We start from the raw sequence: 26,113 nt of genomic DNA, 5'->3' as shown, positions 1-26,113 counted from the left end.
GAACACCTTTTTAATGCGCCGCTTCAATCAGCGACAAAGCGTAGTCCAGTACCTCATTACCGCGTTGCATGCCGTAATCCATCGGATTGATGGGTTGAACCGGAATGCCGTGTGCGGCGGCCTTTTCTGACAGCGTATTTAACATGTACTTAACCTGCGGTCCGAGAAGCACGACCTGATAACGCGGAAATTGCGTGTCGAATTCCGCAACACCGTACGCGTCGATCTCCACTTCCAGCTCCCGTTCCTTCGCCGCCTCAAGCATTTTCCTCACCAACAAGCTGGTGGACATCCCGGCAGAGCAGCACAACATAATCCTGAACATCGTTAACCATCCTCGAAGTGTAAAAAGTTATTGCGGGGATGATTGGATATCATATGGAAACCGGTTTCCATTTTTTCTCCACAGAAGTGTGATAGCTATCAATATCTATTGCCCATAAGGCATTTTTATTGGATTTACATCACGGAATTTTGCGCTTCGTTGATGGCAAAAGAGGTGAAATGGAAAATCGGTTTCCATCAAAAAGGGAAACCGCTATACTGCGAGTGGTTATAGATTGAACCGATTTTGCAGGACGAATTTTCAGGCGCAGGCTACGCGCCGCTCAGGGGAGAAAGATGTCTACAATCAACGATGTATCACGTTTAGCTGGGGTCTCCAAAGCCACAGTCTCACGGGTGTTGAGTGGTTCGCGCGGCGTTAAGGAAGCCAGTCGCCTCGCGGTACTGAAAGCGGTCGAAGAGCTGAATTATCGGCCCAATGTTATCGCCCAGTCATTGCTCAGCCAGTCGACAGGCTGCATCGGGGTGATTTGCGCCCAGGAGAATATTAACCAGACCACCGGTTACCTGTATGCGCTGGAAAAACATCTCAGCCAGAGCCAAAAGCATTTGCTGTTGCGCTTCGCCAATACCAAAGCCGGGGTGATGAGCGCGCTGGATGAACTGACCTGCGGGCTGTGCGACGATGTATTGATTATCGGCGCGCGTTTCCCGCTGAAAATTGAAGATGAAAATGTGATTCTGGTCGATTGCGAAGAATCCATCGATTCGACACCCAACAGCATTCAGTTCGATCACGCTTTTGCGGCGGAAACCGCCTGCAACTACCTGATTAGCCAAGGCCGCAGACAGATTGCGCTTATCCATCCCGATACCGCAGCGGCCGAGCAGGTGCTGCACGGCTACAAGCTGGCGCTGGAAAACAATTTCCTGCCGTTTAACCGCAACCTGGTCTTTATGGATGACACCAGTTCATCGGTGGCGTTGCAGGTGCTGCTCAATAACGCCACCACGCTGAATTTTAACGCGCTGCTGGTGGCTGACGAGCAGGAAGCGCAGCGCGTGATCCCGCAGCTACAGGCGTTCAATAAATCCGTGCCGGGCGACATTATGGTCTTCAGCCTTGCTGGTTCTTTGCATTTACCGGGGATCCCGACTATCCCGGCGATTGAATATTCAATGGATGCGATGGCGGCGCGCATTGTGGCGTGGCTGAATGAGAAAACGCAGAGCGTGCTGGGCTCGTACCGCGTGCGCGGCGATTTAATTATTCCTGAAGTCGGTAAGCGCTAATCAATAAAAAGCCTCCATGCGGAGGCTTTTTTAGTGGCATCTCAGACGTTACGCAAGGCTATATTCTTTAACCAGCGTGTGAATATCCAGTTCATCCGAATAATCCACACCCGCCATGCCAAAGCCGTTCAGTTCGTGAAACTCCTGCAAATAACCGGCAAAATCGCCGATGATCTTAAAGTTATCCGCAGTCACCTGTTTTCTGAGTAATTCCACCGCGTTTTGCACATCCGGGCGAAGTTCATAATCATCCATGCGAATCAACCGTTGGGCATCGGTAGACACGTTGCCAAGGGGGGGATAAAGATGATCCAGCATCAGCCGGTGCATTTGCTCAATACAGGTTTCATGTAACCGTTTTTGTTTCATGACCTTATACAGCAGGGTGATATACAGCGGAAATACCGGAATAAACGCACTGGCCTTGGTGACCAGCGCTTTACAAATAACCGCATAAGCATGGCCGCTGATACGTTGCAACTGCGCATTAATTTCATCGGCGGTGTTATGTAAATGCGCTTTTGCAGCACCCAAAGAGCCATCTTTATAAAGCGGCCAGGTTGATTCCGGGCCAATATACGAATAGGCAACCGTTTTAAATCCTTCGGCTAATACATCAGCTTGTTCCAGCATGGTGATCCAGCGCTGCCAGTCTTCGCCACCCATCACTTTAATTGTATCGGCAAGCTGCTGTTCGGTAACCGGCTCCAGCGTCTGTTCTACCATGCGCTGACTTTCCAGTTCAAAACCAGGGCCGGAGAAAGCCTGGCCGCGAACGCCCAGCGTTGAGTGATAACGCGTACCGTCAGGATGAAGACGTATGCCAGACGCAACGGAGTACACCACCAGATCAATTTTCCCGCCAAATTCTTGCTGGATAAAATCAATCACGTTTTGCCGTGTGGTATCGGAAAAAGCATCGGCAATAAAGTCTTTCGCGATCAGCCCTTTCTCACTCGCCCGTCGCTGAAACAGAACGTTGTTATACCAGCCCGCGCTGCCTGCGCCTTTTTCACCGGGGCCTTTTTCAAACGAGACGCCAATGGTGTCGGCTCCACCGCCAAAAGCCAGCGCAATACGTGAAGCCAGCCCATAACCGGAGGATGCGCCAATCACCAGAACCTTTTTAGGCCCGTAGATCTCGCCGTGTGATTCGACATAGGCAATCTGTTTATCAATGGCTTTTTGCAGCCCTTCCGGGTGGCAGTTTTTAGCCACATTGCCCTGAATAATCGGTTTCATAATGTATTATCTCCGGTCAGTGTTTTACGGCGGGAGATAACACAAGTGCTTCTCCTTTAATAACAACATCACCATGCTGGTTTGTGCAGGTGGTTTTCAGATTGACCCGTTTTTTCTCCGTATCAATAGCAATAATTTCTACGGTTGCTGTCACCGTATCGCCAATAAAAGTGGGTTTGGTAAATTTAAGATCTTGCGCCAAATAAATAGAGCCTTTACCGGGGAGTTTATTTGCAATAACCGCAGAGATTAAACCGCTTACCAAAATTCCGTGAACAACACGCTGGCCAAATATACTTTTCTTACCCGCATCATCATCAAGGTGGACGGGGTTCATGTCACCTGATGCCTCTGCAAAATTTATCACATCTTCTTCAGTGATTTTTTTTGTGAATTGCGCTGTTTGTCCTGTTTGTAAACATTCGGTTCTTTCTGTCATTTTTTAAAAACCTCCATTTAAATATATCATGTAAACATCCTTTGTGAGCAGCGATAAGAATTATCGAATTTAAATACTATCAATCTTGAAATCGCCGTATTTATATAAAATTCACAGTGAACATTGAATAAATTGTATGGATCAGCTTTTACTCAAACATTGACATTAATCAAAGTACCCTTTCACCTAATTGGGATAAAAATTCTCGTAGTTTAATTAAGCGAAAGGCTAAAATAATGAAGGATACTGATATTGTTATACTTGGTGCAGCAAGGACAGCTATTGGCTCGCTTAATGGTTCCCTTGCCAATATATCCTCACCTAAACTGGGATCTATCGTGATTAAATCACTTCTTGAAAAATCTCATATTTCAGTAAACGAGGTGGATGAGGTTATCATTGGTCAGGTTTTAACGGCGGGGTGCGGGCAAAATCCAGCGCGACAAACATTAATTCACTCTGGTATTTCACAGGATGTTCCCGCGCTGACAATTAATAAAGTTTGTGGCTCAGGAATGAAAGCATTACAGCTTGCATATCAATCATTAAAGTGCGGTGAAGCTGAGTTGATTATTGCGGGCGGGCAAGAAAATATGAGTCAGTCGCCGCATATTCTTCCTCACTCCCGTAATGGAATGAAAATGGGCAATTGGGAAATGCAGGACAGCATGGTTAATGATGGATTATGGGATGCATTCCATGATTATCACATGGGGATGACTGCGGAAAATATCGCGGCGAAATATGGCATTACGCGTGAAGAGCAGGATGAATTTGCGCTTGCCTCGCAGCGTAAAGCCGCTGCTGCTCTTGAGGCTTCCCGTTTTGTCAGCGAGATTGCGCCGGTTGTTATTATCAAACCCGGTAAAGAGACCATCGTAGTTGAAAAAGATGAATTTCCGCGTCCGCAAACCACACGTGAAGGGCTGGCAAAATTACGCCCGGCTTTCAAGAAAGAGGGAACCGTAACCGCCGGTAACGCTTCCGGGGTAAATGATGGCGCGGCCATGGTTATTTTGGCTACTGCGAAAAAAGCCAGAGAACTGGGTATTACGCCGCTTGGCCGGGTCGTTGAATTTGCGACCTCTGGCGTCGCACCGGAATTAATGGGAACCGGGCCGATTGAAGCTTCCCGAAATGTACTTAAAAAATCAAACTGGCAGGTCAGCAACCTTGATCTCATTGAAGCCAATGAAGCGTTTGCGGCGCAGGCTATCGCGGTTAACCGCGAAATGGGCTGGGATCTGACAAAAGTGAATGTCAATGGCGGTGCCATTGCTCTCGGTCACCCTATTGGCGCGTCTGGCGCCCGTATTTTTGTGTCGTTAATTCATGAAATGCAACGCCGGAAAAGTAAAAAAGGTCTGGCGACATTATGCATTGGCGGCGGCATGGGTATTGCTGTCACGGTTGAGATGGATTAACGCTGCGATCCGGAATTTTATTTGATACAGGAAACAGGTCATGGAAGAAAAAGTTGCACTGGTAACGGGCGGAATTCGGGGCATTGGTGAAAAAATTAGCCTGCGGTTTCTTAAAGAAGGCTACCAGGTCGTTGCGTTTGATAATGATGCCAGTCGGCTGAACGACTGGGCGGAAACGCAAAAAGCGGCAGGCTTTGAAAAAATCGATACGGTTGTCTGTGATGTCAGTGATTATGAACAATGCCAGGCTGCCGTTGCCTCGGTATTGAATAAATACGGTCACATTGATGTGCTGGTTAATAATGCAGGTATCACCCGGGATGCAACATTTAAGAAAATGGATAAATCCCAGTGGGATGCGGTGATTGAGGTTAACCTGAATAGCATGTTTAATATGACCAAGCCGGTGATTGATAATATGTTAACCAACCAACGCGGTCGCATAATTAACATGTCATCCATTAACGGTCAGAAAGGGCAGTTTGGCCAGGCGAATTACTCTGCGACTAAAGCAGGTGTTCACGGTTTTACCAAAGCGCTGGCTCAGGAAGTCGCGCGTAAAAACATTACCGTAAACACCATTTCTCCAGGATATATCAACACGGAAATGATGCAGGCGATTCCGGATGATGTGCTGGACAGTATTAAAGCGCAAATTCCGGTTGGTCGTCTTGGTGAAGCCGATGAAATCGCAGAGCTTGTGTTATATCTCTGTGGTGATAAATCGGGTTATATCACCGGCTCTAATATTGCCATTAATGGTGGCCAGCATATGTGTTAACAGGCAAGTGATTGCCGCATTTCAGCAGGTATGATGGCTCATACCTGCTGAGCTTTTAGTGAGTATTCAGGATATTCCATTATGCTAAAGCAGCTAGATTCATTTTTAGAGTTAGCCAAGAGAAAAAGTCAGAAAACCATTGCAGTAGCTGCTGCGGAGGATGCTTTTGCACTCGATGCGATCAGGATGATCGTTGTGCAGGGGTTAGGTCGCGCTATTTTAGTTGGTTGCCGTGAAAAAATCGTCACCATTGCCGGGCGTCTGGATTTTGATATTAGAGAAGTTGAAATTATTGATCTTCCCGACAAAACGCAAGCGTGTAATAAAGCCGTGGAGCTGGTGAAGTCAGGAAAGGCCGATATTTTAATGAAGGGCCTGGTTGACAGCCCTGTTTATCTGCGGGCCATCCTCAATAAGACCTTCGGGATTGCTGAATCCAGTCTGGTCACGCAACTGGCTTTTATTCAGAGCCCTTTTTATAGAAAATTATTCGCTATTACTGATGCCGGAATTAATATTTCCCCGACAAAACAGGATAAAAAAATCATGGTTACGCAGGCGGTGGATTTACTCCATCGGCTGGACATCAGTAATCCGAAAGTTGCCCTCATCGCCGCCGTGGAACATGCCACGCCAGCAATCCAGGCAACGATAGATGCGGCGGAATTAAGCGAAGAACGTTTCGATAGTTGCATCGTTGAAGGGCCGCTTTCTGTCGATCTGGCATTTAGCCACGATTCCTGCCGGCATAAAGGGCTGGATACGCGGGTCGGCGGCGATGTTGATTTAATCGTGCTGCCCGATGTTAACAGCGCGAATGTCTTCTATAAAACCGTGATGCAGCTCGGCAGCGCTTCAAGCGCCAGTGTTCTGACAGGCACTTCCGCTCCCGTGGTATTTACTTCGCGCTCGGACACGGCCACCACGAAGTATTTTTCTATTGCTTGTGCGATAGCTCAGTGTAAGGACTAGTTATGTATATTCTGGTCATTAATCCTGGATCAACCTCAACCAAGCTGGCGATTTATAACGACAGGACGCAACTGATTTGCCGGACATATAGCCATAATGAAGCTGAGTTAGGTCCGTATTCAAATATCCTGGAACAAAAACAATTCCGCAAAGAAATCATTCTTGGCATGTTGCATGAGCATGGTTTCAGAACCAAAGATATGGATCTGTTTGTCGGGCGCGGCGGGCTGGTCCGCTATCTTGAAAGTGGTGTTTACCGTATTAACGACGCCTATTTACATGATGCAAGCGTGGGTCTTAACGGTGAACATGCTTCAAATCTCGGCGCAATTCTGGCCTGGGAACTGGCAAAAGACGCTGATAAAGAGAATATGGCTTATACCGTCGATCCGGTGGTGGTCGATGAGTGTGATCCCATCGCTAAAATCTCCGGCATGCCGGAAATATCACGGGTAGGCGCTTTTCATGCCCTTAACCAGAAAGCGGTTGCCCATCGTTACGCCATTCAGGTGGAAAAACCCTATGCCAGCCTGAATTTAATCGTTGCGCACCTCGGCGGTGGTATCAGCGTTGGCGCTCACCGCGATGGCCGGATTGTTGATGTGAATTCCGCATTAGGTGGCGATGGACCGTTCTCGCCGGAACGCGTGGGTCGCCTCCCTTGCCTGGCTTTATTAAGCTTATGTTTTTCTGGCGAATATACCTATGATTCGCTGAAGAAAAAGCTCATTGGCGAAGGCGGTGTGTTTGGCTATTTAGGCACGAAAGACATTCGCGATGTTGAGCAGCTCATTAGCGATGGAAATCAAAAAGCGTTAGAGGTGCTTGAGGCGATGGCTTACCAGGTCGCAAAAGAGATCGCCGCATGCGCGGCTGTTCTCGCGGGCCGCGTCGATGCCATTATCCTCACCGGAGGCGTTGCCTGGAGCGGCAGAGTGATTAATGACATTCGTAAACGCATCAGCTTTATTACCCCTGAAATTATCGTTTACCCCGGCGAGGATGAATTGTTTGCTCTGGTTGACGGAGCACTGTCGGCAATAGAAGGCCGAAGAGAATTACTGGAATATTAATGGAGAATATTATGTTAGATAAAAGCAATACAACGCTGACTCCTGACAGAACAACACTGGTCGAGTCAAATGGCTGTGTTTATCTTTCTCTCGCATTCAATGATAAGAGAGGTAATGTTTTAATTAAACTTGGAATGTTTGAAGTGAATTATCTTGCTGATGAGTTTGATGACTTAAATCAGCGGATCCTTATCAGCTCTGAATATAATTAGCCAACAAGCACATCACAAAGTTCTGTACGATGGACGTTATTCCTCAGTAACGTAACTCACCAGACATGCAGCCACAGGCAAACAGGAAGCGCTTCTTTCTGTTTGCCTGTTTTCTTTTTCAGGCGCGTATTTTCACTGTGATAAAACGGCCTGAGTCGTGGAAATCATGCGCGAAATAAAGCCGCGAGTTCTTCAACCCGTCGGCACGATGCGGTTTGTATGCCGCTTAGCAAATTTATGCCATTGGTTTGCCATAAATTTGCTAATGACGATTTGCTATAAGCCAGATTTTTTCGTTGTTAGACAGGGTGCGGTGCGGCTTTTATCGTTCGTCATGATTTGTAAATTCCACGCAATCATTTGATGAGGGAGCAATTTTGTCCAGCTTACTGAATAGCTTAAAAACAAAACCCACGCGCTTTACTCTGGCGCTGAAAATCGCGTTACTCAGCAGCCTGGTGGCTTTCTCTTCAGCCTCTTTCGCCGATGAACCCTTAAAAGAGGGCATTACGCCAGCCACTGATGCCAGCCAAATTCCGGCGGCGGCTAAGCTGCGTAAAGACACAGTGGTGGCAGGCATCTCTGAACCGCAGGGCATTTTTAACCCCTATTTCTTTGTTAACGGCTGGGACGAAAACGTCACCAACGTGATTTTCTCACGCCTGATCGACTGGGACAGCCACGGCAATCTGGTGCCAGGCCTGGCGGAAAGCTGGAGCGTCAGCCCGGACAACAAGGTCTATACCATTAAGCTGCGTCCGAACCTGACTTTCAGCGACGGCTCGCCGCTGACCGCCGAAGACGTGGCGTTTACCCTGACCGTGCTGTACGACCCGAAATATGATGGCGATACCGACATCACTCTCGCCAATATTGCGGGCGGCGCGGAGTATAAAGCCGGGAAAGCCGATAGCGTCAGCGGCCTGAAAGTGATCGACCCGCTAACCTTACAGGTCACCACCACGCAGCCGGGCGCGACAACGCTGGCGAAAATCGGCGGCCCGGTGCTGTCGAAAGCGTATTACGGTAAAGAGTATCAGCGCGGCAACCTCGATTATCTGCGCACGCTGCACGGCAAGCCGCTGGGCAACGGGCCGTATGTCTATGAAAAATATATTCCGGGCCAGGAAATTCGTTTCCACGCCAACACCCATTTCTACCGTGGCACACCGCCGACGCCGCGCTTTATCTACCGCGTGACCAACCCGTCCACCAACTTCCAGTTGTTCCAGACCGGCGAAACCGATTACGACGCGTTCACCTCGCGCCCGGATGATATCGAACAACTGAAAATGCTGGGCTTCGCCAATATCAACCTGTACGGCTCCAGCGACTACAGCAAAGTGGAATTTAACGTGCGTCGCCCGGCGTTGCAGGACGTGAAAGTGCGCCAGGCGCTGATTTACGGCCTCGACCGCCAGAAACTGATTGATGTGGTTTATCAGGGCTACGGCAAAGTGGCGATTGAGCCTATCGCCCCGATTTCATGGGCGTATAACACCGACGGCGTGAACCCGTACAAATTCGATCCGGCACAGGCGAAGAAACTGCTCGATGAAGCGGGCTGGAAACCGGGGCCGGACGGCATCCGCGTGAAAGACGGCAAACGCCTGGAGCTGACGCTGCTGGTAAGCAAGAAAGTGCTGAACGATGCGCTGATCCCCATCGCCAAAGAGAACTGGCAGCAGATTGGCGTGCTGCTGAAACCGCAGGTGGTGGATTTCAACGCCCTGATGGCGCAGCGAAAAGCGGGCAATTATGACCTGGCCTCTTTCAGCACCAGCACACTCAACGATCCGCATGATGGCGTGTGGGATTACTACAGCACGGAAGCGAAAGAGTCCGGCTATAACAATCCGCAGGTCGATAAGCTGATCAACGAAGGCAATGCGGTGCTGGACGTGGAAAAACGCAAACCGATTTATCACCAGCTGTATAAAGTGCTGGCGAACGATCCGCCGGCGATTCTGCTGGGTAACCGCGAGATTTTGTCGGCCAGTAGCGCCCGCGTCACCGGCTTTAAGCCGGATATCTACAACGGACTGACCGGTAGCCTGCCGGATGTGAAAATCGTCAAGTAACACTAACAACTGCCGGGGCTCCCCGGCAGTTGTCATGAGAAAGCTATGCGAAATTTTATCCTCAGGCGACTGCTGCAAACCCTGCCCATGCTGCTGCTCGCATCACTGATTATTTTTATGCTGTTCGCGAAAACGCCGGGCGACTTTATCGACGGTAACATTACCCTTACCGCCGCCCGCGCCGCCGAACTGAAAGCCATTTATGGCCTCGATCAACCGCTCTTCACCCGCTATCTGCACTGGCTCGGCCAGTTGCTGCGCGGCGATTTGGGGTTCTCGCTGCAATACCAAATCCCGGTGAGTCAGCTACTTAACCAGTACATCTGGAATTCGTTCCTGCTGGCAAGCGTTGCGCTGGTGTTTTACTGGGGTATCGGGCTGGCGGTGGGCATTGCCTCGGCGCTGAAACCCAATTCGCTGTTCGATCATCTGGTGAGCGTGGCGGTGTTCGCCGCCATGTCTTTCCCGACCTTTTTCCTCTGCCTGTTGCTGATTAAGTGGTTCGCGGTCGATCTGCACTGGTTGCCGGTGGGCGGCATGACCAACACCGGCAGCGACGATAGCGGCTGGGCGTGGGTGATGCAGGTTGCGGCGCATCTGGTGTTGCCGGTCATGGCGCTGGTGATGTTGCAGGCGGGCAGCCTGACGCGCTACTTCCGCGCCAGCATGCTGGACGTGGTGAAGATGGATTTTATCCGCACCGCGCGCGCCAAAGGGCTGCGCGAACGCACGGTGATCCTCAAACATGCGATGCGCAATGCGCTGCTGCCGATCATCACCCTGCTCGGTTTTGAGCTGCCGGGGCTGTTTTCCGGCGCGATCATCACTGAAAAGGTGTTTAACTGGCCGGGCGCGGGGCATATCCATATTGATTCGCTGGCCGCCCGCGATTACCCGGTGCTGATGGGGTTCACCCTGTTTCTGGCGGTATTAACCATTGTTGGCAACCTGATTGCCGATGTGCTGTACGCGTGGGCCGACCCGCGCATTCGCGTGAGGTCGTGATGTTCGGTTCCCTTTTCTCAACGAATCGCCGCCTGCGCAAGGCGGAAATTCCGGCGCTGGCACAGGCCACGCCCTCTCCGTGGCACCAGGCGTGGAAAGCGCTGCGCCATAATCATCTGGCGATGCTGTGCCTGGTTCTGCTGGTGGTCATGACCATCTGGTGCGTGCTGGGGCCGGTGTGGTCGCCGTGGAAAGATGATGCCACCGACGCGCTGATGATCAACAAACCGCCTGGCGCAGAGCACTGGCTGGGCACCGATTTTCTTGGCCGCGATATTTATACCCGCTTGCTGCTTGCCGGGCGTATCTCGCTGATTATTGGTCTTCTGACCATGCTGCTGTCGGTGGCGCTGGGCTACCTGCTGGGCGCGGTCTCCGGTTATGCCGGTGGCTGGACGGACAAACTGATTATGCGCCTCGCGGATCTGGTGATGACGATCCCCAGCCTGCCGCTGCTGATTGTCGCCGGGGCGATGTTGTCAGAGCTCGATTTCTCGTCCGATTCGCGCATCTACATGGTGGTGGTAATGCTCAGCCTGCTGGAGTGGCCGAAGCTGGCGCGGCTGGTGCGCGGGCAAATCCTCTCGCTGCGCGAACGCGATTTTATGCTGGCGACGCAGGTTCTGGGCCTCTCTTCGCGCCGCCGCCTGTTCGGCCATCTGTTGCCAAACACCATTCCCATTCTGGTGGTGATGGCGACGATGGCGGTGGCTAACGCCATTCTGATGGAATCCGCGCTCAGCTATCTCGGCCTTGGCGTCGTACCGCCAACGCCCTCATGGGGCAATATGATGGACGCGGCCAACAGCCTGATCGATTTTCAGCGTCGCCCGTGGTTGTGGATGCCGCCGGGTATCGCCATTTTTCTGACCGTTATCGCCATTAACGTGCTGGGCGATGGCCTGCGCGATGCGCTGGATCCGAAGATGAAACGGAGCCTGAAATGAGCGAGCCGCTAATTACCTTTAACAACTTATCCATCTCCTTCGCCAGCGAGCAGGGGCGCGTGCGCGCTGTACAGGATGTCTCATTTGCCATTCGGGCCGGGCAAACCATTGGCGTGGTGGGTGAATCCGGCTGCGGCAAAAGCGTGACCGCCATGTCGCTGATGGGGCTGTTACCGCCGCAGGCTGCGCGTATCGACGGCGGAGAAATCCGCTTTCAGGGCACCGATCTGCTGCGCCTGAAGCCGTCGAAAATGGCCGATCTGCGCGGTAACCAGTTAGCGATGATTTTTCAGGAGCCGATGACGGCGCTCAACCCGGTGCTGACCATCGGCGAGCAGCTCTGTGAACCGCTGATTCGCCATCGCGGTGAAACGCCGAAAGCGGCCTGGGCGCACGCCACGCAACTGATCGCCGATGTCGGGCTGGCGCGGGCGGAGAGCCTGATGAGCAGCTATCCGCACCAGCTTTCCGGCGGCATGTTGCAGCGCATCATGATTGCCATGGCGCTGAGCTGCCAGCCAAAACTGCTGATTGCCGACGAGCCAACCACGGCGCTGGATGTCACCGTGCAGGCGCAAATCCTGCGCTTACTGCGCGATCAGGCGCGGGCGCAGCAGATGGCGCTGATGCTGATCACCCATGATTTGGGGGTTATCGCGCAGATGGCGGAACACGTCGTGGTGATGTACGCCGGGCGCATCGTTGAGCAAGGCCCGACCGCCGACGTATTGCGCAACCCGCAGCACCCTTATACCAAAGGGCTGATCGCGTCGCGCCCTGTTCCGGGCGAGCGCCGACGCCGCCTCTATTCGATTCCCGGCCAGGTGCCGGATCTGGCCGAACTGCCGCCGTACTGCGCATTCTACGATCGCTGCGAACGCGCCACGCCGCAGTGCCGCGCGGGCATTCCGCCGCTGATCGGGCAAACGCGGCAAGCCGCATGTATTCACAGTGAGTTAGCGGAGCCGGTCGCATGAGCCAGCAATATGTCATTGAAGTGGACGGTCTGAAAAAGCACTTCCCGCTGCGCGACGGGCTATTTGGTCAGGAAACCGGACAGCTACGCGCCGTGGACGGCGTCAGTTTTAACATTCGACCCGGCACCATTTTTGGCCTGGTGGGTGAATCCGGCAGCGGTAAAACCACCGTCGGACGCACGTTGCTGGGGCTGTATGACAAAACGGCGGGCAGCGTGAAGTATCGCGGTCAGGAGTTGCAGGATCTGACGCCGAAACAGATGCGCGCGCTGCGCCCGAAAATCCAGCTGGTGTTTCAGGATCCTTACAGCTCGCTGAACCCGCGCATTCGCATTGGCGATGCGATTGGCGAAGCGATGCTGGAACACAAGCTGTGCAGTAAAGCGGAGCTGCGCGACAAGGTGCTGGAGGTGATGAAAATCTGTGGCCTGGCGCCGCAGCATTACAATCGCTTTCCCCATGAGTTCTCCGGCGGCCAGCGCCAGCGTATCGGCATTGCCCGCGCGCTGATCCTCAACCCGGATTTTATTATCGCCGACGAACCTATCTCGGCGCTGGATGTCTCCATTCAGGCGCAAATCATTAATCTGTTTTCCGATCTGCGCGATGACCACGGCGTCACCTTCCTGTTTATCTCTCACGATCTCGGTGTCGTGGAACATTTGTGTGATGACGTGGCGGTGATGTACCTGGGGAAACTGGTGGAAACCGCCAGCCGCGATGCGCTGTTCAGCCAGCCGCTGCACCCTTACACCCAGGCGCTGCTGGCGGCGGTGCCGACGCTCGACCCGGAAAGCGAGCCCGTGGCAGTGGTGCAGGGGGAAATCCCCGATCCATCGCGCCCGCCCTCCGGCTGCCGCTTCTCTTCCCGCTGCCCGCTGGCAACGGAACGCTGCCGCACTGAAATCCCGGAACTGCGCGAATTGCGGCCCGGCCATCAGGTGGCGTGCCACTGGGTGGAGTCGGCGCAATAAAAAAGGGAGGCCTCAGCCTCCCGGGTTGATCAATTCACTTTCGGGAAATCCACCACCGTATCATTGACGCGGTTAATCATATTGGTGAACAGAATCGCGCTGACGGCGCTGATGGTTTCCACCACCTGGCGATCGTCGAAACCGGCATTGCGAAAGGCGGCAACGGTGTCGTCAGCCAGTGTGCCGCGCGTGGTGACCAGCGTTTGCACGAATTTCACCAGCGCATCAATGCGCGCATCCTGCGGGTATTCCCCGCGACGCAACTGCCGGATCTGCTCTTCGCTGTAGCCCGCACCTTTTGCTACCAGCGTGTGGGCGGCCAGGCAGTAATCACAGCCGCTTGCTTCGCTGACGGCAAGGTTAATGGCTTCACGCTCTTTGGCGTTCAGGCTGCTTTTCGTCAGCATGGCGTTATGTTGCAGCGCCTGGCCCAGCGCCTCCGGCGAATGGCTGCCGATGGTCAGATAAGCATTTGGCACTTTGCCCATTGCGCGTTTGATGGCAGCAAATAATTCTGCGGCTTTACCAGTGGCTTCTTCAGTCTGAATGTGGGTTAAACGGCTCATGATTCGCTCCTGTTCAGTGTTAAATGAGGGCCGCAGTGGCGGCGTTGGGCTTATGTTAGGCTGCGCGGACGGTGTAGAATGCGCCAAATCGTCTCTGTTTTTTGTCTTATCGTCTCAGGAGAAAGATGGATACTCTTAGCCAGATGCTGACTCTGCTTGCGCCAGTCTGCGCGGTGAATCTTCACTGCCGTTTCGCCGGGCGCTGGCAGGCCGATCACGTTCAGCTCGCGCCCGGCGCGGTGCCCTGGCATGTGATCCTGAAAGGGGAAGCGCGGCTGAATGTGGCGGGGAAAATCTATGATGTGCGCGCCGGGGACGTGCTGCTGCTGCCGCACGGTTCTCCGCATCTGTTGCAGGGGCTGATTGAGTGGGGACACCTTGCGCCAGTGGCCAGCCAGCACAACGGCACGCTGACGGAGGTTGTCGCGAAAGGCGAAGGCAGCGCGGTGGAAGTGTTATGCGGCGAGTTCCATTTTGGCCCGCACAGCGGCTGGCTGTTTGCCCATGAAGTCGATGTTATCCATTTGCATACTGACGGGCAGCAGGATTTCCCGGAGCTGCAAACCCTGCTGGCGATGCTGGTGCGTGAAAGCCTGAGCAACCAGCCCGGCGGCGCGAAGATGGTACAAAGCCTGGCGATGTCGTTTTTAACGATGCTGCTGCGTATTTTACTGGCAGCGCAGGAGCCGCCAGCCGGGCTGTTGCGGTTGATGAGCGATCCGCGCCTCGCGCCTGCGGTACTGGCGGTGCTGGCCGATCCGGCGCAGCCGTGGACACTGGAGACGCTGGCACAGCGCTGCTTTCTCTCCCGCGCAACCTTCGCCCGCCATTTTTCCCGCTGTTATCACCTGACGCCACAAAGCTGGCTGACGCAAATCCGCCTCGCGCAGGCCGCGCGTTTGCTGCACCAGCAGCGTGGTCTGACGGTCGATGCCATTGCAGAACGTTGCGGGTTTCTCTCACTCTCTTCGTTTTCCCGCGCGTTTAAGCAACGTTACCAGCAAACCCCTGCGCAATACCGGCGAACATAGCCTGGTTTGTGGTCACATATTCATGGCAGAAATGTGTGATAGCGCCCGGAGAAACATTATTATAAGCGCATAAAAAATCAGGCCTAACGCGAGGAGTGCCGGTGGAATTACATCAGCTCAGGTGTTTTATCGCCGTGGCGGACGAACTGCACTTCGGGCACGCCGCGCAAAAGCTGGATATGCTGCCCTCTGCCCTTGGCCGCTACATTAAATTGCTCGAAGAGGATCTCGGTACGCGTCTGTTGACGCGTTCGACGCGCAATGTCGCGCTGACACCACATGGTGCGCTGTTTCTGCCGGAAGCGCGCGAGCTGGTGGAGCGGGCTGATGACGTACAAAAATGCTTTCAGAAGCTGGCGCGACAGAATGCCGGCAGGCTGCGCATTGGCGCTATTGATAGCGCGGCGGTCAGCCTGATCCCCCATGTACTGCACCACTTTCGTGAACAGTGGCCGGGCGTGGAGATCAGCTTTCTGGAAGATAAATCCTCGCGCCTGTTGCCGAAGCTGAAAACCGGCAGGCTGGATCTGATTTTTATCCGTCCGCAAAACTTTATGGACAGCTCTTTGGTCAGCCAGTTTCTGTTTTACGAAGATGTGGTGATGGCGATTTCTGACAAGCATCCGCTGGCGAGCCGTAGTGAGATCAACGTCGCCGATCTGCGTGATATTCCGCTGATTGTGCCGGAAAAACGCGTGCGTCCGCACAGCTATGATTTGACGTTGAGCCTGTTCGACAATGCCGGGTTTAAACCGCAGTTAATCCAGATTGCTGATGAAAAGCAGACCATTATTAATATGGTGGCGGCGGAGCTTGGCGCGGCGGTGATGCCGCGCTGGGTGATGCGCATGGCGGCGCTGAATATCAAATTTATCCCGATAGGCCAGGGCTACGAAAATATCCGCAGCAAGCTGCCGATGTCGGCGGTGTGGGTGAAGGGCGCGCGGGACGAAGCGCGGGATAATATGATGAAAATCGTCATGGATGAACTGCCGGTGATTTCCGGTTTGTATTAAAAGCCGGTAGCGACGCGTAGTTGTAGGCCCGGTAAGCGTAGCGCCACCGGGCATGATCTGCCGGGGCTAAATGATTTCTTATACCACTGCATCCGGCAATTTCGCCGGGTGGCGCTACGCTTACCCGGCCTACACGCTATGCCTTACGCCACCGCATTTGACAGCGCGGTGACGCGGTTTACCAGGCGACCAATCTTGCCGATCTCCACTTCGATCACATCGCCTTCCTGCATAAACAGCGGCGGCGTGCGCTTTTTCCCCACGCCGCCCGGCGAACCGGTAATGATCACATCCCCCGCCTGTAACGGGCTGAAGCGGGAGATATACTCCACCAGCATAGCGACAGAGTTGATCATGTTGCGGGTGGTGTCGTTCTGCACGCGGTTGCCGTTCAGCCAGGTGCTGATGGCTAAATCCTGCGGATCGCGGATCTCATCGCCGGTCACCATCCACGGCCCAAACGCGCCGGTTTTACGCCAGTTTTTACCGGATGTGAACCAGGTGTACTGCATATCACGCACCGAACCATCCATAAAACAGCTATAACCGGCGATGTGCTCTAACGCCTTGTCACGGCGGACATTGTCCGTCGGTTTGCCGATCACTACTGCCAGTTCGCCTTCGTAGTCAAACTCATTGCTGCTGTCGGGTTTGCACACCACGTCGCCGTGGGCCGCCAGAGAATCCGGAAAGCGAACAAACAGCGTTGGCGCATCGATTGTCTGTTCAAACTCGATGCGTTTCTCCATGTAATTCATGCCGACACAGAAAATTTTATTCGGATTTTCGATGACCGGCAGAAAATGAATTTCATCGACGTGAAAATCGGCCTGTGCCGGAATAATTGACGGCAGTTCTGCCAGCGCATTTCCGGCAATGGCGGATTTCAGATCCGGGAAATAAGCTGATAAGCGTTTTCCCAAATCAAAAACCTGCACGCCGTCGATGCAGCCCCATGTTTTTTCGCCGGATGTCGGATTAACAAAACTCAGTAACTTCATGATAATACCTGTGCCTGAAGGGCGAGTTATTTAATGAACTTAATCTGCTGATTAATTTCTTCAATAATCGGCAGCTTGCGCGCGTTATAGACCTTCTTATTCTCTTCGAATAAGTTATTGCCTTCGCAGTCAATGGAAATAATTAATGGGCCAAACTCTTTAACCTTATTCACCCATAACGTTTCCGGCATACCGAGATCGCGCCACTGGGCATCTTCGATTTTTTCCACGCAGGTGGCGGCCAGCACCGCGCAACCGCCAGGGAATACCGCGTGAACCGCTTTATGCGTACGGCAACCCTCTTCCGTGTTCGGCCCCATGCCGCCTTTACCGACAATCAGCTTCACGCCGGTCTGTTCAATAAACTCTTTCTCGAACTTCTCCATGCGCATGCTGGTGGTCGGCCCGATGGAGATCATTTCGAATTCGTTTTCACCTTTTTCCACCACGATCGGGCCCGCGTGGAAGATCGCAAGGCCGTTCAGATCGACCGGCAGTTCGCGTTTCAGCTCGATCAGGCGGCGGTGAGCAACGTCGCGGCAGGTGACCAGTGTTCCGGTGAGATACACCACCTCGCCCGGTTTCAGGGCGAGTAAATCTTCGTCTTTAATCGGCGTCGTCAGTACTTTTTTCATAATACAGCTCCCTGATGGGAAAGAATTTCGTAAGAAAGGTCGGCGTTAAAACGGATTGCGCCGCGACGGTGCGCCCAGCAGCCGGTTGAGACCGCCACGCCAATGGTCGATGGATGACGCGCAGAGGATTCAATATTGACGCCCATCACCGTGGCGTTACCGCCCAGTCCCTGCGGCCCCAGACCTACTTTATTCAGCCCCTCTTCCAGCAGCGTTTCCATTTTGGCGGCGTCCGGGTTCGGGTGTGAGGAGTCCACCGGGCGCAAAATCGCTTTCTTCGACAGGCGCGCCGCTGTTTCGACAGAGGTTGAAACGCCCACGCCAACCAGCAGCGGCGGGCAGGCGTTCACGCCGTAAGAGGTGATCACGTCAAAGACAAACTGGTTCACGCCTTCATAGCCCTGGCCTGGCATCAGCACTTTGGCCGCGCCCGGCAGCGAGCAACCACCACCCGCCATATAGACTTCGATGGTGCAACTGTCGTCGTCCGGAACGATATCCCAGTCCAGCCACGGCACGCGGGAGCCTGTATTGGTGCCGGTATTTTTCTCGATAAAGGTTTCCACCGCGTTATGGCGCAGCGGCGCTTTTTTTGTCGCTTCCAGCGTGGCGGTACGCAGGATGGATTCCAGCCCGCTTAAGTAAGGGAACTTCGCGCCGCAGGTGATGAAATACTGAATGACGCCGGTGTCCTGGCAGCACGGGCGATCCAGTTCATCGGCCCGTTTCTGGTTCTCAAACATCGAGTCATAAATCGCTTTCGCCAGCGGCGCGTCTTCTGCGTCACGTAGCTCTTCGAGTTTTTTCATTACGTCTGTTGGCAGACGTTTTCCGACATACCCGGTAAAGCGGGTCATCACGTCCGTTAAGGACGAAATTGCTTCAGATGTACTCACAATGTGCTCCATTTTTTATCTCAGGCTAATGAGCTTTTCATCGCCTTGCGTTTACGGCTGATTTCGATAGAGAGGGTTAACACGGCGGACACCACCAGCATGCCTGCCACGCAGTAGAGGGCGAGCGAGAAGTCGCCGGTGGTCTCTTTTAGCCAGCCGATGACCGCCGGGCCGGCAAAGCCGCCGAGGTTGCCAATTGAGTTGATCGCCGCAAGCCCCGCCGCGGCTGCCGGGCCATTGAGGAACAGCGAAGGGATGCTCCACAGCGGCGGTTTACAGGACGAGATGCCAACGTTCGCCATCACCAGCGCGAAGATCGCCAGCGGCAGGCTGTGAACCGAACCGGCCAGCACAAAACCCAGGCAGGCGAACAGGCAGGCGCTGACCACATGCCAGGTGCGCTCTTTGGTTTTGTCGGAGTGTCTTGCCCACAGGATCATCGCGACAATCGACAGCGCGGCCGGAATAGCGTTAATAAAGCCAATTTGCAGCGTGCTGAGACCGAAAGATTTTATAAACTGCGGCGACCAGATATTCAGCGAATAGAGGCCTGCCGAGGTGCCGAAATAGACCACTGCCAGCGTCAGAACGCGGATATCGGTCAGCCCTTTCCAGATACTGGTTTTTGCGCCGCTGGCTTTGCTTTGATTCTCTTCCGCCAGCGTCGTAATCAGCCACTGGGTCTCTTCTTTATTCAGCCAGCGGTTTTTCTCCGGGCGGTCATTCAGGTAGAAAAAGGTGAAAATACCCAGCAGGATCGCGGCCACGGCATCCAGCATAAACATCAGTTGCCAGCCCTTCAGGCCGAAAGCGCCGTGCAGGCTGAGGATGGTTCCGGCCAGTGGTGAACCGAGCATTGACGAGATCGGCGCGGCGGCCATAAAAAAGGCAATCACCTGTGCGCGGCGTTTAATCGGGAACCAGGTGCTTAAATAAAGAATAATTCCCGAAAAAAAACCGGCTTCGGCAACGCCTAATAAGAAACGCAGAATATAAAAACCGGTCGAAGTTTCAACAAACATCATGCAAGCGGCGATGATTCCCCAGCTCACCATAATGCGCGCCAGCCAAATACGCGGCCCGACTTTCTGCAAAATAACGTTCGACGGAATATCCGTTAAGAAATAACCAATAAAAAACATCCCCGCGCCAATACCAAATACCGTGGAGGAAAAACCTAAATCCTGGTTCATGGTGAGGGCGGCAAAGCCAATATTTATACGATCGAAGAAAGCAATAAAATAGGCAAACATCACGAAGGGGACGATTCGCCATGATATTTTCTTCAGGGTGATCTGTTCAGTTGTAGAGTTCATAACATTGTATTCCAGCAGTTAAAATAATAATGACAGGCAACGTTACGGATTAAAAAATTGCGACCTGCTGACGGAATAACTATGAGAGGAATAAAACGGGGGATCATCCGTGGGAGATTATATAAAAAATGCGAATAATCTAAGTCAGGGTATAAAACACGACCTGAATCCCGTGCGCGATCAATAAAACCTTACAAACCGTGTGATTTTTAACAAAAATAACGGCAGAATTTTACTTTTAAGAAACATGCCCGTGAGTGGGAGAAAAAGAGGTTATGTGATAAGGCTCAAAATACAGACAATAAAAAAGCCCGGCGAATGGACTGCACCTTACTCAGTTGGGTGTCCAACTTTTGCGGCGCAGTCCAGAACCGGGCTTGTCGGGATTAGATAAAGGTGAAGATTTCGTCGCGCGGCAGGCGGGATTTCGGCAGGGCGGCGTTGAAGTCTTTTTCGCTGCGTACGCCGAGCGAGACCAGCACCACGCTGGTCAGCCCTTTTTCACGCAGGCCCAGCGACAGATCCAGTGCGCGCTGGTCAAAACCTTCCATTGGCGTGGCGTCAATGCCGAGCATCGCCGCGCCCAGCAGCAGGCCGCCTAACGCCAGGTACACCTGTTTCTCCATCCACTGCGGCAGATCGCGCTGTTCATAGCGATGCATATCGACGTAGGAACGGCGGCTCTTATCCTGGCCCGCCTGCGCGCCTTCTGCGACAAAGCGGCCATCTTTCTGCTCCTGCGTGAGGACGTTTTGCAGGTGTTTGTCGTCAATATCACTGCGGATGCACAGCGCAATCACATGAGAAGCGTTCAGGACTTTCGGCTCGTTATAGGAAAAAGCGCCGGTGGTGGATTTAGCAATGGCTTCGCGCCCCTGCGCCGTAGCGGCAACGACAAAATGCCACGGCTGCGAGTTAACGGAAGAAGGGCTGTTTTGCAGCACGTTCAGCAGCGTTTCGATTTTATCCTGCGGCAGCGTCTGGCCGGGTTCGAACGCTTTTACGGTATGGCGGGCAACGACGGCATCATCAAGGGTCATTTTTTCTCTCCGGATGGAAATATAAACAAATCAGGGACGGTACTGTTGATTGCAGCGAGCATAAACGCAAAACATAACCAGATAAATCGGTGTAAAAAGGCAGCACTTTCACTCGTGGAGTGAAAATAACATTTCCCGCCACAGGGATTTCTGGCAAAACAGAAGGGTTTTTGCGCTACGGGAGCCACCATGATTCGCCTGGAAGATGTCACGCTGTTTGTTCGCTCGGCAATGCTGGGCAGTTTTTCCAATGCCGCGCGAGAAGCCGGATTACTGCCGGGCCAGGTCAGCGCCGCCGTCAACCGGCTGGAGCGCGATCTGGATAAGCGCCTGTTTGTGCGCTCGACGCGCAGCCTGCGTCTGACCGCTGAAGGCGAGAAATATCTGCCCTTCGCCCAGGAGATGCTGGAAGTGGTGCAGGCAGGCGCTGAGAGCCTGCACAGCGGCGATAACGAGATCCGCGGCGAGCTGCGCGTTGCCGTTCCTTCGGACATTGGCCGCAATGTCTTGCTGCCGCTGATCACCCGTTTTTGCCAGCAGTATCCGAAAATTTCGCTGCGCCTGTCGCTTTCCGATCAGATAAGCGATGTCTTTCGCGATCCGGTAGACATTGCCATTCGCTACGGCGTGCTGGATAACAGCAGCTATGTCGCGCTGCCGGTGGCCGAGGATAATCGACGGGTGCTGGCCGCTTCCCCTGATTATCTGGCGCAACACGGTCGCCCAAAAACGTTGGATGAAGTCGTAAATCACCACTGTCTGTTATTCACCATGAACAACCAGGTGTATGACAAATGGAGCTTTCCGGAAAACGGCATGCGGCGTCAGCTTATTGTTAAAAGCCGTATGCTGTGTGATGACGCGGATATTGCCCGCCGCTGGGCGCTGGACGGAATGGGCATCGTCTATAAATCCTGGATCGACATCAGCGCGGATGTGCTGGCAGGCCGGCTGGAAGTGCTGCTGCCGCAGCATGCTGGCGAAGCCGCGCCGCTGAATCTGGTGTGCCCGCACCGCAAACAGTTCAACCCGGCCATCCGCCACCTGCATAGCGTACTGCGCGAGAATCTGCGACCGATCACCGCGCTGTTGCAGACGCATCCGGTGTTTAAACCGCACGGATGACCAAAAAACGTACGGCTCAGCAGACCAGGATTAAAGTCTTTGCGTAAACAGATACGCTATTTCACGGAGGTAGGAGCAAATGGCTTTACGTTCACTGGGTACGACTGGTTTACAGATCCCCGCACTGGTTTTCGGCGGTAATGTTTTTGGCTGGACGGTAGATGAAAAGCAGAGCTTCAGCCTGCTGGACGCGCTTTTCGAACGCGGCTTTACCGCGATTGATACCGCCGATGTCTATTCGGCATGGGCGCCGGGCAACAAAGGCGGCGAATCAGAAACCATTATCGGCAAATGGCTGGCGGCGCATCCAGGCGCGCGCGACAAAGTGACGCTCTTTACCAAAGTGGGTGCCGATCTGCGCGAACCGGGTAAAAAAGGGCTTTCCGCCCGCTGGATAGCGCAGGCGGTTGAGGATTCACTGCGCCGTCTGCAAACCGACTATATCGATCTCTACTTCTCTCACTGGCCGGATAACGACACGCCGTATGAGGAAACCCTTGGCGCGTATGAGAAGCTGCTGAAAGCGGGGAAAATCCGCGCCGTCGGCGCGTCGAACCTCAATGCGGAGCAACTGGCGGAATCGCTAAAAGTGGCGGATGCGAAAGGGCTGCCGCGTTACCAGGTGCTGCAACCGGAATACAATCTTTACGATCGTTCCGGTTTTGAAGGCGCGTTGCAGAACTTAACAGTGCGGGAGAATATCGGCGTGGTGACTTACTACAGCCTCGCTTCCGGTTTCCTCTCCGGGAAGTACCGCAGCGAAAAGGATCTCAGCCAGAGCCAGCGTGGGCAGGGCATTGCCAAATACCTGAATCCACGCGGTTTCGCCATTGTTGATGCGCTGGAAACCATTGCCGCAAAACACAACGTAAAACCGGCCGAAGTCGCGCTCGCCTGGCTGATTAACCAGCCGGGCGTCACCGCGCCGATCGCCAGCGCCACCAACATTGCCCACGTTGAAAGCTTTGTCACTGCCGTAGCGTTAAACCTCTCTGCTGATGAATTGGCAACCCTGACCAAAGCGGGTGATTGATCCTCAGCGGCCCGGCGACGGAAAGCGTGCCGGGCCGGTTTTTGACCGTCACCTGGTTAACATATGAACGACGCTCATTTATGATGCCCTCCAGGACGCATTGCTAATAAGGATGGACGGGTGAGCGATTTATCGATTCAAGAGATTCATAATTTCTGCCTTGAGACGACCCAGAAAATTATTAACGGCTTCGGGTGGGATACGCTTTCTGTTGGGGTATTGAGTGAAGATGACAGGGCTCGCCTTGAAAAGAAGATTGACTCAAGTGTCCTCAACTGGACGTGGGCAATGCAGCACTACAGAGGCTTTGCCGATGATGGGATCCTGGACATTCATTTAAAAATTGCCGATTGGGTCGCTCCTGATTCGCTGCACGCCGTTATTATTTGCAAATATGATTTTCGACGTAACGAATTTGCTATTTGTATGCTCGAAAACTTTATTGCTCATGAAGACACGGTTTTAACAGGCAATGTGCTGGTAATCGCGCTTATTTACTCAACAACTTTTTGCGACATGGTGGGTATTGAAGAGGTTTACCTTCAGGATCCGATCGTTGCAGCTCAGCCACATTATAGAGCATATGGTTTTGCGCATGTTGCAAACGCTCATAACAGAATGTCAGCGGAAGTAATTGATATACTTGATACTATTCGACGGAAAATGAATGGAATCGTTGCTGACGAAGAGTAACGGGTACCGTTATGTGCCGAGCCGGTTGTTTGTTAAGTGAGCAGGGATAAGATAGTATTGCGTCATGGCTGAAAGCCGGACAGGAGGCGTTATGATCACGCAAAAGAAAAAAATCGATTCCGTAAAAGCGATGGCCGCAGCCAAACGCTCTGAAGATTTTTGGTCCGCCATTGATAGTAACAAGCTTGCGAAATTCGGTAAAAATAACAAAGAGATGGATATTGTAGGGCTGACAAAGAAGGCGAAATTCGCCAAAACCGCCTGATAAGTTTTACGTAGAGAGGTAAGGCCCCCACAGGGAGCCTTATTTTTTTACCCTCTCCGTTCCATGGTAATGCGAACAGGTTGCGCTAATGCGGCAAGAGTTAGCTTATCTCAAAGCTGATTCACCTGCGCCCGTCTACCCAGCGCCATACAGACCATCGGTAGCGGCAGCGTGACGATCAGCAGCAGCCACAGCAGGGTATAAACGGAATCAACGCCGTCATTTTGCAGGTTGGTGTAGAGCTTGACCGGAATACCCTGCGGAAAGTAAGCGAAGATCATCACAATGCCGAACTCGCCAACCGCCCGCACCCAGGCCAGCGCGACCGCCGAAGCCAGCCCTGGCATTGCCATTGGCAGCGCCAGATAGCGAAAGCGCTGCCAGCCGCCCGCGCCAAGCGTCTGCCCGGCTTCAAGGATCGTTTTCGGTACGGTACTAAAAGCGCTGCGCGCCACCACAATAAAATAGGGAAGCGCACCGTAAAGCTGCGCCAGCACAAAGGCGGCAGGATTATTGACCAGCGTCATGCCGACCTGCGACAGCCACTGACCAAACAGGCCGTACGGCCCCCATGCGGAAACCAGCAAAATGCCCATCGACAGCGGCGGTGTCAGCAGCGGAACCATCACCAGCAGCTCGGCGATCAGACGTTTGCGCCCGGTAGCCCGCGCCAGCCACCAGGCCACCGGCAGGCCGATCAGGATAATCAGGCACAGCGCCAGCAGCCCAAGGCCGAGCGACACGGCAATCGCATTGTTATCCCGCCAGGCAAGGCGGAAGTGGCCCCACGGCGTTTCATGCAGCAGAGTAACAAACGGAATGCACAACAGCAGTAATGCGGGAAGCGACAACCAGCCCGCCATACGCCCGGCCTGGTGCATCAGCGGTACAGCGCGTCGCCTTTCGGCGCGGCGTAACCATATTGATTAAGGATCTGCTGCCCCTGCGCGCTTTGCATAAATTCAACGAATTTCTTCGCCTGATCGGTGCCGTTTGGCGCGTTCTTTAGCACTGCCGCGTAGAACACCATCGGCTGCGTGTGCAGGGTTTGATCTTTGCCTGCGCTGTCTTTAATGGTGAAACTGACGGTGTCATACCACTGTTTCGCCAGCGCCGGGTTGCTGAGGTTGATCTCATCCGGTAGCGCAACATACGGCAGATGGGCGGAACGCACTTCGCTTTCGTAACCGGCTGCGGCATCAATCTGGCCGCTCTCGAGGCGCGCCAGCAGGCCGCCTTCCTGGTGAGTCTGTTCCGGGTTTTGCAGGTCGCCCAGCACTTTCTGCGCCATGCCCGGCTGGTGGTAATATTTTTCCGCCAGCAGTAGGGTAAAGACAATGTTCTGCCCTTTCGGATCGACATAAGGATCGGTGCGACCAAAGTGAATATCTTTCTGCGCCAGCAGCTTCAGCCAGCCGGCATCATGCTGTTTACTGGATTCGGCAAACTGCGCGGCATATTTGCCTTTCGGGCTGTACGCTATCACCATGCTGGTGCTGGCGACCGGGACGGCATCATCGATTAAGCCTGCATCTTTCAGGATCTGCATGGGGCCAGGGTTGATGGAGACAAACACGTCTGCCGTCAGTTTATGGCTCGCCAGCAAACGCGCCATACCGTAAGCGCCCTGTCCCTGGCCCTGCCAGGCGCCATTTTCCGCTTTCGCAAACACCGGCCCCAGCCCCTGATCCATCACTTTACCCATCGAACCGGCATAAGTGACGCGAATATCTTTTGCCAGAACGGGCGTAGCGCTAAACGCCGCCAGCGCCATTACCGCTGCATACTTGC

The 26,113-nt window shown here is 53.5% G+C and carries 28 protein-coding genes; 17 read left to right on the top strand and 11 right to left on the bottom strand.

Features of this window, described 5'->3' with window-relative positions; genetic code table 11:
* Positions 1-10: 10 nt before the first annotated feature.
* The gene (locus tag C0557_RS25565) at positions 11-325 is read right to left on the bottom strand and encodes a PTS sugar transporter subunit IIB (RefSeq protein WP_043956025.1); all 315 of its coding nucleotides are present in this window, start codon (positions 323-325) and stop codon (positions 11-13) included.
* 296 nt (positions 326-621) lie between these two features.
* Between C0557_RS25565 and C0557_RS25560 the strand changes: the two genes are divergently transcribed.
* Positions 622-1,578 carry a LacI family DNA-binding transcriptional regulator gene (locus C0557_RS25560; RefSeq protein WP_074776324.1) on the top strand — a complete coding sequence of 319 codons (957 nt, stop codon included), beginning with the start codon at positions 622-624 and terminating at the stop codon, positions 1,576-1,578.
* Between the two features lie 48 nt (positions 1,579-1,626).
* Here C0557_RS25560 and fabV read toward each other — a convergent pair whose 3' ends face one another.
* The gene (gene fabV, locus C0557_RS25555; RefSeq protein ID WP_208662323.1) at positions 1,627-2,820 is read right to left on the bottom strand and encodes an enoyl-ACP reductase FabV; all 1,194 of its coding nucleotides are present in this window, start codon (positions 2,818-2,820) and stop codon (positions 1,627-1,629) included.
* A gap of 16 nt (positions 2,821-2,836) precedes the next feature.
* Complete coding sequence (locus C0557_RS25550; protein WP_208662321.1) at positions 2,837-3,259, bottom strand: MaoC family dehydratase; 423 nt, start codon at positions 3,257-3,259, stop codon at positions 2,837-2,839.
* 236 nt (positions 3,260-3,495) lie between these two features.
* Here C0557_RS25550 and C0557_RS25545 point away from each other — a divergent pair, with 236 nt between their 5' ends.
* The 10 genes from C0557_RS25545 (at position 3,496) to C0557_RS25500 (ending at position 13,705) form a co-directional block, all read left to right on the top strand.
* Positions 3,496-4,683, top strand: a complete 1,188-nt coding sequence (locus tag C0557_RS25545; RefSeq protein ID WP_208662319.1) for an acetyl-CoA C-acetyltransferase — start codon at positions 3,496-3,498, stop codon at positions 4,681-4,683.
* A gap of 40 nt (positions 4,684-4,723) precedes the next feature.
* Positions 4,724-5,464 (top strand): acetoacetyl-CoA reductase, encoded by a 741-nt coding sequence (gene phbB / locus C0557_RS25540; RefSeq protein WP_074776320.1) that lies wholly within the window; start codon positions 4,724-4,726, stop codon positions 5,462-5,464.
* 81 nt (positions 5,465-5,545) lie between these two features.
* Positions 5,546-6,436, top strand: coding sequence for a phosphate acyltransferase (locus C0557_RS25535; protein ID WP_208662317.1), 891 nt, complete (start codon positions 5,546-5,548; stop codon positions 6,434-6,436).
* A 2-nt stretch (positions 6,437-6,438) separates the two neighbouring features.
* The gene (gene buk, locus C0557_RS25530) at positions 6,439-7,509 is read left to right on the top strand and encodes a butyrate kinase (protein ID WP_208662315.1); all 1,071 of its coding nucleotides are present in this window, start codon (positions 6,439-6,441) and stop codon (positions 7,507-7,509) included.
* A gap of 11 nt (positions 7,510-7,520) precedes the next feature.
* Positions 7,521-7,721, top strand: coding sequence for a hypothetical protein (locus tag C0557_RS25525; protein WP_208662312.1), 201 nt, complete (start codon positions 7,521-7,523; stop codon positions 7,719-7,721).
* A gap of 377 nt (positions 7,722-8,098) precedes the next feature.
* The gene (locus C0557_RS25520; protein WP_208662310.1) at positions 8,099-9,802 is read left to right on the top strand and encodes an ABC transporter substrate-binding protein; all 1,704 of its coding nucleotides are present in this window, start codon (positions 8,099-8,101) and stop codon (positions 9,800-9,802) included.
* Between the two features lie 45 nt (positions 9,803-9,847).
* Positions 9,848-10,807, top strand: a complete 960-nt coding sequence (locus C0557_RS25515) for an ABC transporter permease (protein WP_208662308.1) — start codon at positions 9,848-9,850, stop codon at positions 10,805-10,807.
* Entirely contained in the window at positions 10,807-11,754 is a 948-nt protein-coding gene (gene opp4C, locus C0557_RS25510; RefSeq protein WP_074776314.1) for an oligopeptide ABC transporter permease, read from the top strand. Before C0557_RS25515 ends, opp4C begins: the two co-directional genes overlap by 1 nt.
* Positions 11,751-12,731 carry an ABC transporter ATP-binding protein gene (locus tag C0557_RS25505; RefSeq protein ID WP_208662306.1) on the top strand — a complete coding sequence of 327 codons (981 nt, stop codon included), beginning with the start codon at positions 11,751-11,753 and terminating at the stop codon, positions 12,729-12,731. The genes opp4C and C0557_RS25505 overlap by 4 nt, the downstream gene beginning before the upstream one ends.
* On the top strand, positions 12,728-13,705 hold the full coding sequence (locus C0557_RS25500; protein ID WP_208662304.1) for an ABC transporter ATP-binding protein: 978 nt from the start codon (positions 12,728-12,730) through the stop codon (positions 13,703-13,705). Before C0557_RS25505 ends, C0557_RS25500 begins: the two co-directional genes overlap by 4 nt.
* A gap of 29 nt (positions 13,706-13,734) precedes the next feature.
* Here the strand turns inward: C0557_RS25500 and C0557_RS25495 are convergent, their stop codons facing one another.
* Complete coding sequence (locus C0557_RS25495) at positions 13,735-14,271, bottom strand: carboxymuconolactone decarboxylase family protein (protein ID WP_208662302.1); 537 nt, start codon at positions 14,269-14,271, stop codon at positions 13,735-13,737.
* A 125-nt stretch (positions 14,272-14,396) separates the two neighbouring features.
* Here C0557_RS25495 and C0557_RS25490 point away from each other — a divergent pair, with 125 nt between their 5' ends.
* The gene (locus C0557_RS25490; RefSeq protein WP_208662292.1) at positions 14,397-15,302 is read left to right on the top strand and encodes an AraC family transcriptional regulator; all 906 of its coding nucleotides are present in this window, start codon (positions 14,397-14,399) and stop codon (positions 15,300-15,302) included.
* 101 nt (positions 15,303-15,403) lie between these two features.
* Positions 15,404-16,318, top strand: coding sequence for a LysR family transcriptional regulator (locus tag C0557_RS25485; RefSeq protein ID WP_208662284.1), 915 nt, complete (start codon positions 15,404-15,406; stop codon positions 16,316-16,318).
* Positions 16,319-16,461: 143 nt separating this feature from the next.
* Here C0557_RS25485 and C0557_RS25480 read toward each other — a convergent pair whose 3' ends face one another.
* From C0557_RS25480 to nfsB, 5 genes are all read right to left on the bottom strand, one after another.
* A complete protein-coding gene (locus C0557_RS25480; protein ID WP_208662282.1) occupies positions 16,462-17,319 on the bottom strand; it encodes a fumarylacetoacetate hydrolase family protein in 858 nt (285 codons plus the stop codon).
* A gap of 26 nt (positions 17,320-17,345) precedes the next feature.
* A complete protein-coding gene (ttdB, locus tag C0557_RS25475; RefSeq protein ID WP_208662280.1) occupies positions 17,346-17,954 on the bottom strand; it encodes a L(+)-tartrate dehydratase subunit beta in 609 nt (202 codons plus the stop codon).
* A complete protein-coding gene (gene ttdA, locus C0557_RS25470; RefSeq protein ID WP_253073762.1) occupies positions 17,951-18,850 on the bottom strand; it encodes a L(+)-tartrate dehydratase subunit alpha in 900 nt (299 codons plus the stop codon). The genes ttdB and ttdA overlap by 4 nt, the downstream gene beginning before the upstream one ends.
* A 20-nt stretch (positions 18,851-18,870) precedes the next feature.
* Positions 18,871-20,166 (bottom strand): MFS transporter, encoded by a 1,296-nt coding sequence (locus C0557_RS25465; RefSeq protein WP_208662276.1) that lies wholly within the window; start codon positions 20,164-20,166, stop codon positions 18,871-18,873.
* Between the two features lie 386 nt (positions 20,167-20,552).
* Positions 20,553-21,206 (bottom strand): oxygen-insensitive NAD(P)H nitroreductase, encoded by a 654-nt coding sequence (gene nfsB, locus C0557_RS25460; protein ID WP_208662273.1) that lies wholly within the window; start codon positions 21,204-21,206, stop codon positions 20,553-20,555.
* A 189-nt stretch (positions 21,207-21,395) separates the two neighbouring features.
* On the opposite strand from nfsB, the gene C0557_RS25455 reads away from it, so the two are divergent.
* From C0557_RS25455 to C0557_RS25440, 4 genes are all read left to right on the top strand, one after another.
* Complete coding sequence (locus tag C0557_RS25455) at positions 21,396-22,331, top strand: LysR family transcriptional regulator (protein ID WP_043956046.1); 936 nt, start codon at positions 21,396-21,398, stop codon at positions 22,329-22,331.
* A 79-nt stretch (positions 22,332-22,410) separates the two neighbouring features.
* Positions 22,411-23,364 (top strand): aldo/keto reductase, encoded by a 954-nt coding sequence (locus tag C0557_RS25450; RefSeq protein ID WP_208662271.1) that lies wholly within the window; start codon positions 22,411-22,413, stop codon positions 23,362-23,364.
* 120 nt (positions 23,365-23,484) lie between these two features.
* Entirely contained in the window at positions 23,485-24,057 is a 573-nt protein-coding gene (locus C0557_RS25445) for a hypothetical protein (RefSeq protein WP_208662269.1), read from the top strand.
* Between the two features lie 91 nt (positions 24,058-24,148).
* Positions 24,149-24,322, top strand: a complete 174-nt coding sequence (locus C0557_RS25440) for a hypothetical protein (protein ID WP_208662267.1) — start codon at positions 24,149-24,151, stop codon at positions 24,320-24,322.
* 110 nt (positions 24,323-24,432) lie between these two features.
* On the opposite strand, the gene C0557_RS25435 is transcribed toward C0557_RS25440, so the two are convergent.
* A complete protein-coding gene (locus tag C0557_RS25435) occupies positions 24,433-25,185 on the bottom strand; it encodes a molybdenum ABC transporter permease (RefSeq protein ID WP_208662265.1) in 753 nt (250 codons plus the stop codon).
* Positions 25,186-25,202: 17 nt separating this feature from the next.
* Complete coding sequence (locus C0557_RS25430) at positions 25,203-26,096, bottom strand: extracellular solute-binding protein (protein ID WP_208663119.1); 894 nt, start codon at positions 26,094-26,096, stop codon at positions 25,203-25,205.
* Positions 26,097-26,113 lie beyond the last annotated feature (17 nt).

The organism is Kosakonia sp. MUSA4, assembly GCF_013085925.1.
Classification (GTDB): Bacteria; Pseudomonadota; Gammaproteobacteria; order Enterobacterales; family Enterobacteriaceae; genus Kosakonia; species Kosakonia sacchari_B.
Note: the sequence above shows the minus strand (reverse complement) of the source record. Positions and strands in the feature narration are given on the sequence as shown.

Coding starts and splice junctions, on each gene's coding strand:
- C0557_RS25565 (WP_043956025.1), bottom strand. CDS start 325: ATGTTCAGGATTATGTTGTGCTGCTCTGCCGGGATGTCCACCAGCTTG.
- C0557_RS25560 (WP_074776324.1), top strand. CDS start 622: ATGTCTACAATCAACGATGTATCACGTTTAGCTGGGGTCTCCAAAGCC.
- fabV (WP_208662323.1), bottom strand. CDS start 2,820: ATGAAACCGATTATTCAGGGCAATGTGGCTAAAAACTGCCACCCGGAA.
- C0557_RS25550 (WP_208662321.1), bottom strand. CDS start 3,259: ATGACAGAAAGAACCGAATGTTTACAAACAGGACAAACAGCGCAATTC.
- C0557_RS25545 (WP_208662319.1), top strand. CDS start 3,496: ATGAAGGATACTGATATTGTTATACTTGGTGCAGCAAGGACAGCTATT.
- phbB (WP_074776320.1), top strand. CDS start 4,724: ATGGAAGAAAAAGTTGCACTGGTAACGGGCGGAATTCGGGGCATTGGT.
- C0557_RS25535 (WP_208662317.1), top strand. CDS start 5,546: ATGCTAAAGCAGCTAGATTCATTTTTAGAGTTAGCCAAGAGAAAAAGT.
- buk (WP_208662315.1), top strand. CDS start 6,439: ATGTATATTCTGGTCATTAATCCTGGATCAACCTCAACCAAGCTGGCG.
- C0557_RS25525 (WP_208662312.1), top strand. CDS start 7,521: ATGTTAGATAAAAGCAATACAACGCTGACTCCTGACAGAACAACACTG.
- C0557_RS25515 (WP_208662308.1), top strand. CDS start 9,848: ATGCGAAATTTTATCCTCAGGCGACTGCTGCAAACCCTGCCCATGCTG.
- opp4C (WP_074776314.1), top strand. CDS start 10,807: ATGTTCGGTTCCCTTTTCTCAACGAATCGCCGCCTGCGCAAGGCGGAA.
- C0557_RS25505 (WP_208662306.1), top strand. CDS start 11,751: ATGAGCGAGCCGCTAATTACCTTTAACAACTTATCCATCTCCTTCGCC.
- C0557_RS25500 (WP_208662304.1), top strand. CDS start 12,728: ATGAGCCAGCAATATGTCATTGAAGTGGACGGTCTGAAAAAGCACTTC.
- C0557_RS25495 (WP_208662302.1), bottom strand. CDS start 14,271: ATGAGCCGTTTAACCCACATTCAGACTGAAGAAGCCACTGGTAAAGCC.
- C0557_RS25490 (WP_208662292.1), top strand. CDS start 14,397: ATGGATACTCTTAGCCAGATGCTGACTCTGCTTGCGCCAGTCTGCGCG.
- C0557_RS25480 (WP_208662282.1), bottom strand. CDS start 17,319: ATGAAGTTACTGAGTTTTGTTAATCCGACATCCGGCGAAAAAACATGG.
- ttdB (WP_208662280.1), bottom strand. CDS start 17,954: ATGAAAAAAGTACTGACGACGCCGATTAAAGACGAAGATTTACTCGCC.
- C0557_RS25465 (WP_208662276.1), bottom strand. CDS start 20,166: ATGAACTCTACAACTGAACAGATCACCCTGAAGAAAATATCATGGCGA.
- nfsB (WP_208662273.1), bottom strand. CDS start 21,206: ATGACCCTTGATGATGCCGTCGTTGCCCGCCATACCGTAAAAGCGTTC.
- C0557_RS25455 (WP_043956046.1), top strand. CDS start 21,396: ATGATTCGCCTGGAAGATGTCACGCTGTTTGTTCGCTCGGCAATGCTG.
- C0557_RS25450 (WP_208662271.1), top strand. CDS start 22,411: ATGGCTTTACGTTCACTGGGTACGACTGGTTTACAGATCCCCGCACTG.
- C0557_RS25440 (WP_208662267.1), top strand. CDS start 24,149: ATGATCACGCAAAAGAAAAAAATCGATTCCGTAAAAGCGATGGCCGCA.
- C0557_RS25435 (WP_208662265.1), bottom strand. CDS start 25,185: ATGGCGGGCTGGTTGTCGCTTCCCGCATTACTGCTGTTGTGCATTCCG.
- C0557_RS25430 (WP_208663119.1), bottom strand. CDS start 26,096: ATGGCGCTGGCGGCGTTTAGCGCTACGCCCGTTCTGGCAAAAGATATT.